The organism is Microcella sp. (assembly GCF_046293215.1).
In the GTDB taxonomy this organism is placed as follows: Bacteria; Actinomycetota; Actinomycetes; order Actinomycetales; family Microbacteriaceae; genus Microcella.
The window spans coordinates 1-14,753 of the sequence record NZ_JBKBPI010000015.1 but is presented as its reverse complement, the minus strand read 5'-3'; the positions used below and the strand labels follow the sequence as shown (position 1 = coordinate 14,753).

Sequence of the window (14,753 nt, the reverse complement as noted above, 5' to 3'; positions counted from 1 at the left end):
CAGGGCACACGCTGTGCACCCTCCCCCACCGCGCGTGAGCGGGGTACGGTCGAAGGGTGGCGACCACCAACACGACATTCGACGGCCGCATCGGCCGAGTGCCCATCCGACACCTGAGCCCGCAGCAGCCCGAGCATCGCTGGCCCGCCAAGGCCTACGTCGGCGAGGTCGTTCCCTTCGGGGCCACGGTCTTTCGCGAGGGCCACGACATTCTCGGAGCGGACCTGCTGCTCACCGCACCCGACGGCAGCGTGAGCGAGCACCCGCTGCACATGGGTGCGCCGGGAACCGATCGCTGGGAGACCGAGGCGCTGGTTGACACGGAAGGCGAGTGGTCGTGGCAGGTGCGCGCGTACACCGACGACTGGGCGACCTGGTTGCACGCCGCCACCGTCAAGATCGAGGCGGGCGTCGACAGCGAAGTCATGCTCATGGCGGGCGTCGAGCTGCTCACCCGCGCGGCGAAGCTGGCCTCCGGCACCCCGGCCCAGCGCGTGCTCACGAACGCGCGCACCGCGATGAAGAAGACGACGAAGACCCCGGCTGAGCGGCTCGCCGTCGCCCGCGACCCGCGTGTCGTGTCGGCCGTCGCCGCCAACCGCCTGATGAGCCTCGAGACGCTGTCCGAGTCGATTCCGCTGCGGGTGGAGCGCACCCGGGCCGGCGTGGGTGCCTGGTACGAGTTCTTCCCCCGCAGCGAAGGCGCGAAGCAGAAGAAGGACGGCACCTGGGTGTCTGGCACCTTCCGCACCGCACAAAAGCGTCTGCCCGCGGTCGCCGCCATGGGCTTCGAGGTGCTGTACCTGCCGCCGATCCACCCCATCGGCACCGTCAACCGCAAAGGCCCAAACAACACGCTCACCCCGGGCCCGGGTGACCCGGGCAGCCCCTGGGCGATCGGCTCGGCCGACGGCGGTCACGACGCCATCCACCCCGACCTCGGCACCGAGGCCGACTTCCGCGCCTTCCTGAAGGCCGTGCACAAGAACGGGCTCGAGCTCGCGCTCGACCTCGCCCTGCAGTGCGCGCCCGACCACCCCTGGGTGACCGAGCATCCCGAATGGTTCACGACGTTGCCCGATGGGTCGATCGCGTACGCCGAGAACCCGCCCAAGAAGTATCAAGACATCTACCCGCTGAACTTCGACAACGACCCCGAGGGCTTGAGCCGCGAGATCCTGCGCGTCGTCACCTACTGGATCGAGCTCGGCGTGCGCATCTTCCGGGTCGACAACCCGCACACCAAACCCTTGAGCTTCTGGGAGTGGCTGCTCGCCGAAGTTCGCCGCGACTACCCCGACGTGGTGTTCCTCGCCGAGGCGTTCACCCGCCCTGCCATGATGCAGTCGCTCGCCGCGGTCGGCTTCCACCAGTCGTACACCTACTTCACGTGGCGCAACACGAAACAGGAACTCGAGGAGTACCTCACCGAGGTGTCGCAGGTCTCGAGCACCCACTTCCGGCCCAACTTCTTCGTGAACACGCCCGACATCCTGACCGAGTACCTGCAGTTCGGCGGGGTTCCTGCCTACAAGATTCGCGCGGCGATCGCGGCAACGGCGAGCCCCACCTGGGGCATGTACGCCGGCTACGAACTGATCGAAAACGTCGCGCGCCCGGGCAGCGAAGAGAACATCGACAACGAGAAGTACGAGTACAAGAATCGCGACTGGGCGGCCGCCGAAACCGACGGCACGTCGATCGCGCCGTTCATCACGCAGTTGAACGGAATCCGGAAGGCTCATCCGGCGCTGCGCCAACTGCGCAACCTGCGCATCCACTGGAGCGACGACGAGGCGATCCTCGTTTACTCGAAAACGATGGATGCCCGCTTCACCGGCACCGGACGCCCCGACGGCCTCATCATCGTTGCCAACGTCGACCCGCACTCGGTGCGCGAGACCACCGTGCACCTCGACCTGGCGGGGCTGGGCCTCAGCCACGGGTCGAGCTTTGACGTCACCGACCTCATCACGCAGGAACGCTACCGCTGGGGGGCCGACAACTACGTGCGGCTCGACGCATTCCAGAATCCCGTGCACATCCTCCGCATCGACTACCCGAAGGGCGTCTGATGGCCACCAAGAAGCCGGCTCCGCGCATCCCGACCCTGCACCCCGACCACCGGCGGGCGCTCGTCGAGGCGCGCCACCCCCAGCCGCACGACGCCCTGGGCCAGCACGCTGTCGACGGTGGCTGGCTCGTGCGGGTGCTCCGACCTCTTGCGGCAAGCGTCACGATTGAACGTGCTGACGGAAGCCGGCACCCGCTGGAGCACGACGCCGACGGCCTCTGGCACGGCCTGCTGCCCGGCGGCCCCGCCGACGGTCAGGCGTACACCGTGCACACCACCTACGACGGTGGCCCCGACTGGCACGCCGACGACCCGTACCGCTTCGTGCCGAGCGTCGGCGAGGTCGACCTGTATCTGTGGGGCGAGGGGCGCCACGAGCAGCTCTGGCACGTACTCGGTGCGCACCGCAAGACCCACGAGGGTGTCGAGGGCACCGGGTTCAGCGTCTGGGCGCCCCACGCGCAGGCGGCCCGCGTCGTCGGCGACTTCAACGACTGGAACGGCGCACTGCACGCCATGCGGCGACTCGACGACAACGGCGTGTGGGAGCTGTTCGTGCCTGGCCTCGGCGTCGGGTCCACCTACAAGTTCGAGCTGCTGACGCCGTCGGGCGAGTGGGTCAAGCGCGCCGACCCCATGGCGCGGTACACGGAGCGTCCGCCCGCGACCGCCTCCGTCGTCGGCGAGAGCACGTATGAGTGGAACGACGGCGACTGGATGGCATCGCGCGCCGCCCGCGACCCGCACAACGGCCCCATGAGCGTGTACGAACTGCACCTCGGGTCGTGGAAGCCTGGCCTCGGCTATCGCGACATCGCCGACCCGCTCATCGAGTACCTCGAGCACACCGGTTTCACGCACGTCGAGTTCTTGCCGCTGGCCGAACACCCCTACGGCCCCAGCTGGGGCTACCAGGTGACCGGCTACTACGCGCCCACCTCGCGCTTCGGGCACCCCGACGACCTGCGGTACCTCATTGACCGCCTGCACCAGGCTGGCATCGGCGTGATCATGGACTGGGTGCCCGCGCACTTCCCGAAAGACGAGTGGGCGCTCGGGCGCTTCGACGGTGTCGCGCTGTACGAGCACCCTGACCCGCGGCGCGGCGAACACCCCGACTGGGGCACCTACATCTTCGACTTCGGCCGCAGCCAGGTGCGCAACTTCCTCGTGGCGAACGCGCTGTACTGGCTCGAGGAGTTCCACATCGACGGCCTGCGTGTCGACGCCGTGGCCAGCATGCTGTATCTCGATTACTCGCGCGCCGAAGGCCAGTGGCTGCCGAACCAGCACGGCGGGCGCGAGAACCTCGAGGCCATCGCGTTCCTCCAGGAGGCGACCGCGACTGCCTACAAGCGGCAGCCGGGCATCGTCATGATCGCCGAAGAGTCGACGTCGTACCCCGGGGTGAGCCGCCCCACCGATGCGGGCGGTCTCGGCTTCGGCATGAAGTGGAACATGGGCTGGATGCACGACACGCTGTCGTACTTCCAGCGCAACCCCATGTGGCGCTCGCACCACCACGGCGAGATCACCTTCAGCTTCCTGTACGCGTTCAGCGAGAACTTCATGCTGCCGATCAGTCACGACGAGGTCGTGCACGGCAAGGGCTCGCTGCTGCACAAGATGCCCGGCGACCAGTGGCAGAAGCTCGCCAACGTGCGGGCCTACCTGTCGTTTATGTGGGCGCACCCCGGCAAGCAGCTGCTGTTCATGGGCCAGGAGTTCGGCCAGCCCAGCGAGTGGAGCGAAGAGCGCGGCCTCGACTGGTGGATTCTCGACCAGCCCGTGCACCAGGGGCTGCTGACGCTGGTGCGTCAGCTCAACCGTGTCTACCGCGACTCGCCGTCGCTGTGGCAACGCGACAACACGCCGGACGGCTTCGAGTGGCTGGAGGGCGGCGATGCGGGCAACAACGTGATCGCGTTCCTGCGCCGCGGCGACGACGGCGCGCCGACCGTGTGCGCCTTCAACTTCAGCGGCAACCCGGTCGGCCCCTACCGCTTGCCCCTCCCCCACGCGGGGCGCTGGCGCGAGGTCGTCAACACCGATGCGACCGACTACGGCGGCTCCGGCGTCGGCAACCTCGGCGCGGTCGAGGGCGACGACACTCCGTGGGGCGGCCACTCGGCGTCGGTCGAGTTGACCCTGCCGCCGCTCGCCGGGCTCTGGTTGCAGCCCGAGTAACGCGCGCGGCGCGGTTGACCGCCTAGTAGAGCAGGTTGGTCAGCTCGCGCCGCGCTGCGACGACGCGCGGATCATCGGCGCCGACCAGCTGGAAGAAGTCGAGCATGCGGGTGCGCACAGCCGCCTTGCCGTCAGCATCGAGCCGGGGAAAGACGGTCAACAAGCGCGCGAACGCGTCTTCCACGTGGCCGCCACTGACATCCAGGTCGGCGATCGCCAGCTGCGCATCCACATCACCGGGATGCTCGGCAGCCGTGCGACGAATCGTCGCCGCATCCGCACCCGCCAGTCGCTTCAGCAGGGACACCTGCGCGAGCCCGGCGACGGCGTCGTCGTCGCGGGGATTGTGAGCGATGGCGGTTTCGAACGCGGTGATCGCCGCATCCAGGTCGCCGCGCGAGACGGCGTCGTACGCCTCCTGGTGCAGCGGGGGCAGGGGCTGTTCGGCGGGCTCGGCCTGCGCAGCGTCGGGGCTGGCGGCGCCGCCCACGGTGCCTGTGACGCCGTTCTGGACGGCCAGCTCGAGAACCTGGTCGAGCACTCCGCGCACCTCGTCGTCGGCCGCCATGCCCACAAAGAGCGGCACGGGGCGGCCCCCGATGAGGGCGACAACCGCCGGCACCTGCGTGATCTGAAAGGCCTGGGCAACCTGCGGCGAACGGTTGCCGTCGACCGTGATCAGGGCGAGGCGTCCGCCGTAGCTCTCGACGATGGGGGGAAGGAAGGGCTCCATGCCGCCGCCGTAGAACTCGACGATGACGGGAACCGACCGCGACAGCTCGACCGCGTGGCCGAAACTCTGGTCGTCGGCCTGGGACCCGCCGGGGGCCGACACCGCGGGGGCACCGCCGTCGACGGAGGCGCCCCCCGGGGCGCCCTGGCCCGCCGAGCCGGTGGCGGCAGCGCCGTGCGGGGCGGGCGCGGCGGGGCGCGACGCCGGGTGCTGCTGCGCCTGGCGCACGAGCGACGACAGGTCGACCGCGCCGCGCAGGCTGGCCGGGTTCAACGATGCGTCGGTCACGATACCTCCGAAGCCGAGATGAGTCCCTGGGTGTAGCCGAGCAAGAGCACGGGGGCGTCGCTCCCGAGCGGCGGCACGTAGAACAGCAGCTGCACGCCGTAGCGGGCGACGATTCCGTCCGTGCTCTGTTCGACGCCGGAGAGCGCCTGCACGGCGCCGCTGGCATTCACGGCGGCGCCGTCCTGGATCGGTGTGACCGTCTCGGTCTCGATGATGTAGGCGGTGACGAGCCCGCCCGTGTCGGCGGTCGCGAGCACGATCGTCTCGCCCTCGCCCAGAGCGTTCGAGAAGGCGATCTCGGCCGTCTCGGGCAGCGAGTCGGCCCGCTCGGCCTTTGCCCCGGCGCCGATCTGCTCGATCAGCACATCGCTGTCGAGGTCAAAGAGCGCGGCACCCTCCGCCTCGGCTCCCTCCAGCAGCAGTTCCGCGTAGGCCGGAGCGATCTCTTGAGGAATGACCGACATGAGCGTCGTGTCGGCCGGCAGGCGCGCCGTGCCGATGCTCGCCGGCGGGCTGTCGGGGAACGGATTGCCCGGCACGACCGTGACCGCGTAGTGCACCTTGTACTGGCTGCGCGGGTCGTCCTGGATGAGGATCATGGCCAGCGGCGGCAGCGTCTCGTCGTCGGCGTCCTCCACGACCGCGAAGACCGTGCGCGGCCAGATGTCGGTTTGCTGCGGGAGCGCGACCTCGACATTGCCGACGGGGATGGCGGGAAGCGCGCCGAGGTCGGAGTCTTCTGCGCGAATGGCGTAGCTGGCCTGCCGCAGTTCGAGTGCGGGGCCAGCCATGCGCGTCGCGGCGAGCTCGGCGTCGAGATCAGCGTCCGCCTGCGCGATGCGATCGCCGATGCGGGCGACGATGCGCTCGAGCTGCCGCTCGTTGACAGCGATCGGCGGTGTGACCGGCTCGTCGACGACCTCACTGGCCGATGGCGTGGGGCTCGGGCCGATCGTCATGACGCCGTCGGCCGTGCACGCGCCGAGTGTCAGGGCGCTGCTGATCGCGAGCGCCGGAACCACCATGCTGCGGCCGATGGCGCGTCGGCCCTTGGGGCGGGCGATTGCGGCGCGCGGGCGCGTCGGACGATAGCGCGACGGGCGCGGCGCCTTCGGCATGCGCGGCGTCTTGCGGCGCGGCCCGCGCTGGCGTCGCCAGTGGAACAGGGCCCACAGCAGCGCTCCGAACCCCAGCACCATGAAGGCAATACCCCCCAGGATCAACCAGCCCGAGTAGGGGGTCGATGCGTCCAGGGGCCACGTCACCGTGTACGACTGCGGTGCGGGGAGGGTGCCGTCCGACACGACGAGAAGAGACACGTCTGCGGGGACGTTCAGCGTGATGCCGAGGTCACCATCGCCCTCGAACTCGCCAAACCACAGGTCACTGCCGAGTGGGCTCGGCACCTGGTTCTCGCTGCCGCGCACGGCCTGCGCCACCAGTTCGCCCGTCTCTGCATCGAGCGTGATCAGTGTGTACGCGGCCTCGCCCACCCAGCCGATGACGTCGACGGTGCGGCCGTAGGTCACCGCGACCGCGTCGGTCTGCGTGACGACATCGGCGGCATCGCCCTCCGCGGTGTCGCCCTCGGAAGCGTCGCCCTCGGCAGCGTCGCCCTCGGCAGCGTCGCCCGGCTCGGCGGGAGCAGCAGTGGTCTCCGGCGCCTCGACCCCGCCGGTGATCGTGATCGTCTGGCTTCCCTCGTAAGCGTTGAGCGCGGCACCGTCGATGACGGTCACGGGAGCCGTCGACGACAGCTGCAGGTCGGACGTGACCGCGTCGGGCGGCGCCAGAACGGTGCGCTGAGCGAGGCCGAGGCCCCCGCTTGCGAGAGCGACAACGAACAGCACGATGGCGACGAAGAATCGCACGGGCTTCTCCTTTCCGGCCGACCCGGCGCGCAGAGTGCTGCGCAGCCCGAGGCCGTGAACACTGCGGCGGGACCGCGAAATTGTGGGGTACCGGCGGTGCGCGTCATCGGGCGGTCGCCCCGGAGGTCGGGGCGGGTCAGCAGAACAAAGACATCCCAGAATAGCGGATGCTTCATCGGCAGGCTCTGAACGATCCACTCCCGGGCATCCGCGGGAGCAATCGCGGGCGCACGGATCGTTACACTCAGAGGGTTGAGCGGCCGACCCGGGGAGACGACCACACGTGGCAGCAAATGATGCGACCTTCGCCACCGAAATGCGCGGATACAAGCGGGAGGACGTCGACCGCGCCCTGCAGGAGCTGCGGCGCGAGCTGATCCAGTCGAACACGGAGCGCGCGGAGTCGGCGAAGGAGCTGAAGCGCCTCCAGGCGGTCATCGAAGACCTGCAGGAAGAACTCGACGAGGTCGGCCGGCCCACGTACGCCGGTCTGGGGTCGAAACTCGAGCAGACGCTGCGCGTCGCCGAAGAGCAGTCGACCCGGCTCATCAGCCAGGCCGACATTGACGCCGAGCGCGTTCGCGCCGAGGCTCGGGCAGACGCCGAGCGGCTGCAGGAGGAGACCGCGGCGCGCGTCGAGAAGATCATCGCCGACGGCACGCGTCGCGCTCAGGAGACGGTCGACGCCGCCACCCGCGACGCTCAGGCCGCCAGAGAGCAGGCCGAATCCGACGCCGCGACGCTGCGCGCCGAAGCGGAGCGCGAGGCAGCCGCCATCCGTGGCGCCGTCGCAACCGAGGCGGCCGAAACCCGCACCACAGCCAAGCGCGAGGCGGCCGCCCTGCGCGCGGAGGCGGAGCGCGAGATCGCCGAGCTGCGCGTTGTGGCTGACCGCGAGGCGGCTGAGGCACGCGAGGCCGCCGCGGCGCTCGCGCGGGAAACCGACCGTCGACGCGCCGAGTTTGAGAGCGAGTCGACCGCACAGCGCGAGCAGCTGACCGCCGACCTCGCCGCGCAGCGTGCGGCGTACGAGTCGGAGGTCGTCGGCGAGCGCGAGCGCGTGCTCGCCGAACTCGACGAGCGGCGTGCGTCGTGGGAGGCGGAAGAGCAGCGACGCCGCGCCGCCGTCGACGCGCTCGAGACGCGGTCACGCTCCGCCCTCGACACCGAACTCGCGGATGCTCGTGCGCGCCTCGACCAGGAACTGGCCGCCGCCCGCGCCGAGCTCGCGCAGGAGGTCGAGCGCACCCGCGCCGAGTTGGCCGCAGAGACCTCGACCACGCGCGCCGACCTCGACCGGCAGGTCGCCGAGACACGCTCTGACCTGGAGCGCGAGCAGAGCGAGGCTCGAGCACGGCTCGAGCGCGAACTCGCTGAGGCGCGCGGCGCGCTCGCGACCGAGCTGGCCGAGGCGCGCGCCGGGCTCGAGCGCGAAATCGCCGACGCGCGCGCAGCCCTCGACCAGGAGTTGGCGCGGGCCCGCGCCGACCTCGACCAGGAACTCGCGGCGGCCCGCACCGATCTGGAACGCGAGTTGACGGAGGCCCGCGACGCCTTCGAGCGCGAGCAGAGCGAGCGGCGCACCGCGCTCGAGCAGCACGTGGCAGCGACGCGCGCCGACCTCGAACGCGACGTCGCGGCAACCCGCGCCGATCTGGAGCGCGAACTGACGAGCGCACGCGCCGAGCTCGACCGCGAGGTGAGCGAGCGGCGGTCGGAAACCGATCGCTATGTCACCGCGACGCGCGGCCAGCTCGAGGCCGATATCGAGGCTGCCCGCGCGCGGCTCGCCGACGAGCAGACAACGGCACGCGAGGCCCTCGACCGCGAGATCTCCGCCGCCCGGGTCGAGGCCGAGCGTGCGCTCGAGGCAGACCGCGCGCAGAGCCTGCACGCACTCGAATCCGAGCGCATCTCCCTGACCGATCAACTGGCCAAGCTGCGGGCCCAGCTCACGCACGAGGCCGACGAGCAGTCGGCGCGTCTTGCGCGCGAGGCCGAGCAGGCTCGCGTCGACCTGGACGTCGAGCTCTCGGCGCGGCGTGACGAGGCTGAGAAGGAGTATCTGTCGCGCCAGCAGGAGGCCGTCGCCCAGACCAAGAAGTACCTCGACGAGGCGACCGCCGAACTCACCGCGGCGCAAGCTCGCGCTGCCGAGGCGCGACGCGTCGCGGCCGAACTCGACGCGAACGCGGCGCGTGACGCGGAAGAGCGCCGCACCAGCGCGGATGCCACCGCCCGTGAGGTGCTCGAGAACGCCGAGCGTCGCGCCGCGGCCATGATCGCCGATGCCGAGAAGCGCACCGCCGAGCTCGTCGCCGACGCGGAAGAGCGACTGGCGCGCATCCGCGTCGAGCGCGACGCCGTGGCGGGCTACTTCGAGGGCATGCGCGGGGTACTGTCGCAGGCAGAGAAGCTCGCCGGGACGGACTAGCGCACCCGGCGCCCCCGACGAAGGTGCGAGGTAGCCGGTGAAGATCCACAGCGCGTTTCGCGTTGGCCTGATGGGTGGGCTCGGGGTGCTCGTCGCCCTGTTTATCGGCGGCGCCTTCGTGTCGCTCGCCACGATCCTCACCTACATCGGCGCCGCCATCTTCCTCGCGCTCGGGCTTGACCCGCTGATCACGTGGCTCGAGAAGCGTGGATGGCCACGCTGGTCAGCGATCGTGACCGTGTTGACGGGCGTTGTGGCGTTGTTCACCGGCCTGGTGTTCGCCCTCGTGCCCGTCATCGTCGAACAGACCGACCGTCTGATCACGCAGATCACCCGCTACCTGCAATCGATCGAGAGTCTCGACGAGTTCTTCGACAACGCGCAAAGCTTCATCCCCGTCGAGATCCTCAACGTGCGGCAGTCCGCCGAGTCCGCGCTCGGCTTCCTCAGCGACCCGGCAAACCTGGCGGAGATCGGCGGCGGGGTGCTGTCGGTGGGAATCGGGATCGCGGCCGGCCTCTTCGGTGGGCTGATCATCCTGATTCTGACCCTGTTCTTCGCATCGTCGCTCAACTCGATCAAGGCGGCTCTGTACCGCCTCGTGCCCGCCTCGAAGCGCGAGGGCTTCATCCGGATCGCCGAGCAGGTGTCGATGGCGGTCGGGCGCTACGTCGTCGGCCAGGTCACGCTCGCGCTTTGCAACGGCCTGCTGAGCTTCGCCTTCCTCACGATCATCGGGGCGCAGTACCCGGCGCTGTTCGCGTTCGTCGCGTTCTTGTTCTCGCTCGTTCCCCTCGTCGGCACGATCACCGGGTCAACGATCATCGTCCTCACCCAGTGGCTGGTGAACCCCGATTCGCTGTCGACCGTGATCGTCGCCGCGATCTACTACCTCATCTACATGCAGGTGGAGGCGTACCTGCTGGCACCGAACATCATGCGTCGCGCGGTGCGGGTACCGGGCGTTGTCGTTGTCATCGCGGCACTGTCCGGAGGCACGCTGCTGGGTGTCCTCGGCGCCCTCATCGCCATTCCGGTCGCCGCATCGGTGCTCATCATCATCGACCAGGTGATCGTGCCGCGACAGGACGCCGCGTAGGGGCCTCGCCGCGACGTTATGCCGGCCAGCGCGTCGGCAGGGGAAGCACAGCGGGATGCAGCCGCGCGACGATCTCGCTAAGCACCCGATACGTCTGGTGCTCGCCGACCCACAGGTGTTTTCCGCCCTCAACGGCCACAAAGTCGAGCTCGGGGACTGAGGAGAACCGCTCACGCGCCTCGGCGGGACGCAGATAGTCATCGAGCTCGGGCACCACGGCGACAAGACGCTTGCCACTGCCGGCCCAGGCCGCGACCTCGTCGTCGCTCGTTCGGTGAAGAGGCGGCGACAGCAGAATCGCACCGACGATGTCGTGCGCGAGGCCGTGCTTCAGGGCAACCTCGGTGCCAAACGACCAGCCCAGCAGCCAGGGGTTGGGAAGCGACCGCGCAGCGGCGAACGCCACAGCCGCCGCGAGATCGTGCCGTTCAGCGTCGCCGTGGCCGAACTCGCCCTGCGATGTGCCGCGCGGCGACGTCACCCCGCGGAAGTTGAATCGCAGGACGGCGATGTCGGCGAGCGCGGGCAGCCGCGCGGCCGCCTTTCGGATGATGTGGGAGTCCATGAAGCCTCCCGCCGTGGGAAGCGGGTGAAGGCAGATGAGGGTCGCGACGGGGTCGCCGTGCTCGGGAAGGCTCAGCTCACCGACCAGCGTCAGGCCATCAGCGGTTGTCAGCTCAATGTCGTCACGCCGGGCAGGCAGCACCGTGCTCCCCCGGATCTCGTCGCTCCCGGTCGCCATCGAATCGTCGTTCATGGGCCCTTTCACGGTTCAATGCGCCAGCAGCGCGTATGCCAGTGTCGGCGCTCGGACAGCGCCGCGTCGTCGCCAAGGAAGTGATCGGTTCGCCACACCACAACGTGGGCGACACCGGCCGCGATCGTGCCCGCACATCCGGGGCAGGAGTACACCTTTTCGGCCGACGCTGCACCGGAGGGCTGCACCATCCACGTACCGGAGCGCTTGTGCTCCGTGCGCTTCAGCCCGGCAGTGATGCGTGCGAGGTCGAGCGGCTCGGGCTCGTCAGAGGCTCCGCGCCGTCGCCGTGACCGGTTGCTGCGCGGCACGGCGGTCGCCTAGTACCAGCCGACCTGCTGGCTGTGAGCCCAGGCACCGCACGGGCTGCCGTAGCGGCCCTGGATGTAGTTCAGACCCCACGTGATCTGCGTCGCCGGATTGGTCTGCCAGTCAGCGCCGGCGGCCGCCATCTTGTTTCCGGGCAACGACTGCGGGATGCCGTACGCGCCCGAATACGGGTTCATGGCGTAGACGTTCCACCCGGATTCCTTGTTCCAGAGGGCGACGAGGCAGTCAAACTCACCGGAGCCCCAGCCGCGTGCAGCAACCATGTCAGCGGCGATCGCCTGGGCCGTGCCCGGGTCGGGGTTTCCTGCTGGCGGAGCGAATCCGCTCGCGGCGGCAGGGGCCGGCGCCGGCTCGGGTTCGGGCTCAATGATCTCGTAGGAGGCGGTTTCGACACCGTGCTCAACGTCGCCGTCAACGGCGAACTGCTGGACGGGCGCCCGCTCTGCCGGAGCGTAGGTCTCGACGTCGGCTGCCGCGCCCGAGGTGGGGTCAATGACGGACACCATGACGAACGACACCGTCGCGAGGAACGAGAACACCGGCAGGGTCCAGCCCCGACGAACGTGGCGTTCCGGTGCGGCGGCTCGCACAGCGACGTCAGCGCGCCGGGTACGGCGAAGGCCGCTCGAACCCGCCCAGGAGGACGCGGACGAGCGCGTCACTGTCGCTGAATGTCTACCCACGAGAGCAAGAGTCTAACCCACGCCCCCCCTCTGTGACAGGCGGGGGTCAGCGCACAGCCAGCATGACGCGGATGACCGTGTCGAGCACGAGGTCGACCTGACGCTCGTCATACCCGCCAAATCGGGGCCGAAAGGCGATCGTGCGCACCGTGTGCACCGGCACGGATTCGCCTCGCTGAAAGTATCCTGACAGCCGGTCGCAGAGGGCGTCGACATCGCTCGGCCGGTACCCACGCGTCAGGGGGCCGACGCGGCGAAAGCGCTGCCCCTCCGGCCGCGCGAGACGGTCGACGATCTCTTGCGCCGCCGCGCGCACCTCGGCGTAGTAGGCCGCCTCGCCCTGGGCGGCGATGGCTTGTTCGCGCTCGCGGGCCGCGAACGCTTCTTCGAGCCGCTCAAGAGCCTGGTCAACGCGCGACGCCGCATAACCGCCACGGCGCACGACCCGGAAGGCCGCCCCGCGAATGGTATCGCTCGTCACCGCGGTAGACGTCGGCTCGGAGTACGCCGCTCGGGCCTCGGCGAGGAACGCGTCGACATGCTCGATGTCGTAGGCCGGCTCACCGCGCTGGGCGAGCGGAAAAGGGGTGGTCACGCCTTCATTCTGCCGCGCCCGACGGCGCGGTCCGACCGCGTCACTCATGCGCCACCAAAAGCGAGAAAGACCAGATAAGCCGCGACCGTCGACGGCAGGATCGAGTCGAGTCGATCGAGGAATCCACCGTGCCCCGGCAGCCAGGTCGAAATGTCCTTGATGCCGAGGTCGCGCTTCACCAAGGACTCGGTCAGGTCACCCACCGTTGCCGTCACGATCATGGCACCGGCAAGGATCACTCCGACCCACCACGACTCCCCAAGCATGAAGATCGCCAGAAGCACGCCGGCGAGCATGGCCACCGTCGCCGCCCCGGCGAACCCTTCCCAGGTCTTCTTGGGGCTGATCTTGGGCGCCATCGGCGTCTTTCCGAACGTCAGGCCGCTTGCGTAGGCCCCCACGTCGATGCAGATCACGATGATCAGATACGCCAGAGTCCACCACTCGCCGCCCGGCGCGGCGGTCATGACGACAGCGAACCCTCCAAGCAGCGCGACGTAGGCGAGCACGAAGACTCCGGCCGCGAGGTCGGTGCGCAACGACACCGCGGGATCATGGCGCAGCGACGGGCGGAGCTGCTCGGCGAGGCGCCACACGGTGACGAGTAGCGCACCGGCAAGAAACGCCACCCAGAGCCCCGCTGCCCCGAAGTAGTACGCCGGCGCGATGACGCCGAGCGACGCGACAACGAGGGGGATGCGCGGGACATCGCGCCCCGCGAACCGCAACGCGCTCGCCAGTTCGTAGGCGGTGAACACCACGAGCGCTGCCCCGAAGAGCATGAACAGCTCGGTGACGAAGATCAGGCTGAACAGCAGCGACAGCCCGAGCACCAGGCCGAAAAAGAGCGCCTTGGGGAGGTTACGGCCGACCCGCTTCTCGATGCGTGCATCCATTTCACGCGCACGAGCCTCGATGTCGTGGATGCGTTCCTCGACCTCGTGGATGCGGCCCTCGACCTCGTCGCGGGCTGTTCGCGCCTTGCGCCGGATGCGATCCGTCGCCGTCGACGCCTCGTCGTTCGTGCCGTCGGCCATCAGACCTCGAGCAGCTCGGCTTCCTTCTTCTTCAGCGCCTCGTCGGCCGCCTCAACGTGCTTCTTCGTGATCGCCTCAAGCTCTTTTTCCGCGCGCGCGACCTCGTCGTCACCGACCTCGCTCTTCAGGGCATCGAGGTCGTCTTTGGCCTTGCGGCGAATGTTGCGGATCGAGACCTTGCAGTCTTCGGCCTTGCCCTTGACGATCTTCACGTACTCTTTGCGGCGGTCTTCCGTGAGCTCAGGCATCGTCACGCGGATGATCTCGCCGTCGTTGTTCGGCGTGGCCCCCAGGTTCGGGAAGGCCACGATCGCCTTCTCGATGTCTTTGAGTGCGCTCTTGTCGTACGGCGTGATGATGAGCACGCGAGCCTCGGGGTTCTGCAGGCTGGCCAGCTGCGCCAGCGGCGTCGGGGTGCCGTAGTACTCGACCAGAATTTTCTGGAACAGCTGGGGGTTGGCGCGGCCCGTGCGCACGGTGGCGAAGTCCTCCTTCGCCACGTCGACGGCCTTGGTCATCTTCTCGGCGGCTTCCGCCAGTACATCCGCGATCACGCGCACCACTCCTTGGTTCAGGTCGCCACCGAGTCTAGATGATTGATTCCAAGGGTTCAGTGGTCGTACGCTGTCAGTGACCGGAGGATCGGCTGCCCGGTGCGATGGTTG

12 protein-coding genes are annotated in these 14,753 nt (G+C 69.1%); 4 read left to right on the top strand and 8 right to left on the bottom strand.

All coding sequences use genetic code 11. From position 1 onward, the window contains the following. Positions 1-56: 56 nt before the first annotated feature. Together ACK4SC_RS11535 and glgB are read left to right on the top strand one after the other, a co-directional pair. The gene (locus tag ACK4SC_RS11535; RefSeq protein ID WP_409618104.1) at positions 57-2,075 is read left to right on the top strand and encodes an alpha-1,4-glucan--maltose-1-phosphate maltosyltransferase; all 2,019 of its coding nucleotides are present in this window, start codon (positions 57-59) and stop codon (positions 2,073-2,075) included. Then, positions 2,075-4,261 carry a 1,4-alpha-glucan branching protein GlgB gene (gene glgB / locus ACK4SC_RS11530; RefSeq protein ID WP_409618102.1) on the top strand — a complete coding sequence of 729 codons (2,187 nt, stop codon included), beginning with the start codon at positions 2,075-2,077 and terminating at the stop codon, positions 4,259-4,261. Before ACK4SC_RS11535 ends, glgB begins: the two co-directional genes overlap by 1 nt. 22 nt (positions 4,262-4,283) lie before the next feature. Here glgB and ACK4SC_RS11525 read toward each other — a convergent pair whose 3' ends face one another. Both ACK4SC_RS11525 and ACK4SC_RS11520 read right to left on the bottom strand, forming a co-directional pair. Further along, complete coding sequence (locus ACK4SC_RS11525) at positions 4,284-5,282, bottom strand: tetratricopeptide repeat protein (protein ID WP_409618100.1); 999 nt, start codon at positions 5,280-5,282, stop codon at positions 4,284-4,286. Next, the gene (locus ACK4SC_RS11520) at positions 5,279-7,153 is read right to left on the bottom strand and encodes a hypothetical protein (RefSeq protein ID WP_409618099.1); all 1,875 of its coding nucleotides are present in this window, start codon (positions 7,151-7,153) and stop codon (positions 5,279-5,281) included. The genes ACK4SC_RS11525 and ACK4SC_RS11520 overlap by 4 nt, the downstream gene beginning before the upstream one ends. Before the next feature lie 283 nt (positions 7,154-7,436). Here ACK4SC_RS11520 and ACK4SC_RS11515 point away from each other — a divergent pair, with 283 nt between their 5' ends. Both ACK4SC_RS11515 and ACK4SC_RS11510 read left to right on the top strand, forming a co-directional pair. Further along, a complete protein-coding gene (locus tag ACK4SC_RS11515; RefSeq protein ID WP_409618097.1) occupies positions 7,437-9,587 on the top strand; it encodes a DivIVA domain-containing protein in 2,151 nt (716 codons plus the stop codon). A gap of 37 nt (positions 9,588-9,624) precedes the next feature. Beyond that, positions 9,625-10,686 (top strand): AI-2E family transporter, encoded by a 1,062-nt coding sequence (locus tag ACK4SC_RS11510; RefSeq protein WP_409618095.1) that lies wholly within the window; start codon positions 9,625-9,627, stop codon positions 10,684-10,686. 16 nt (positions 10,687-10,702) lie between these two features. On the opposite strand, the gene ACK4SC_RS11505 is transcribed toward ACK4SC_RS11510, so the two are convergent. The 6 genes from ACK4SC_RS11505 to frr all read right to left on the bottom strand — a co-directional run bounded on the left by ACK4SC_RS11505 (position 10,703) and on the right by frr (position 14,642). Then, positions 10,703-11,443, bottom strand: coding sequence for an alpha/beta hydrolase (locus ACK4SC_RS11505; RefSeq protein ID WP_409618093.1), 741 nt, complete (start codon positions 11,441-11,443; stop codon positions 10,703-10,705). A gap of 8 nt (positions 11,444-11,451) precedes the next feature. Continuing rightward, the gene (locus tag ACK4SC_RS11500; protein ID WP_409618091.1) at positions 11,452-11,754 is read right to left on the bottom strand and encodes a hypothetical protein; all 303 of its coding nucleotides are present in this window, start codon (positions 11,752-11,754) and stop codon (positions 11,452-11,454) included. Between the two features lie 9 nt (positions 11,755-11,763). Then, a complete protein-coding gene (locus tag ACK4SC_RS11495) occupies positions 11,764-12,435 on the bottom strand; it encodes a lytic transglycosylase domain-containing protein (RefSeq protein WP_409618090.1) in 672 nt (223 codons plus the stop codon). Positions 12,436-12,502: 67 nt separating this feature from the next. Then, positions 12,503-13,051, bottom strand: coding sequence for a DivIVA domain-containing protein (locus ACK4SC_RS11490; protein ID WP_409618088.1), 549 nt, complete (start codon positions 13,049-13,051; stop codon positions 12,503-12,505). Positions 13,052-13,095: 44 nt separating this feature from the next. Continuing rightward, the gene (locus tag ACK4SC_RS11485) at positions 13,096-14,088 is read right to left on the bottom strand and encodes a phosphatidate cytidylyltransferase (RefSeq protein WP_409618086.1); all 993 of its coding nucleotides are present in this window, start codon (positions 14,086-14,088) and stop codon (positions 13,096-13,098) included. Then, complete coding sequence (frr, locus tag ACK4SC_RS11480; protein ID WP_409618084.1) at positions 14,088-14,642, bottom strand: ribosome recycling factor; 555 nt, start codon at positions 14,640-14,642, stop codon at positions 14,088-14,090. The genes ACK4SC_RS11485 and frr overlap by 1 nt, the downstream gene beginning before the upstream one ends. Between the last annotated feature and the right edge of the window lie 111 nt (positions 14,643-14,753).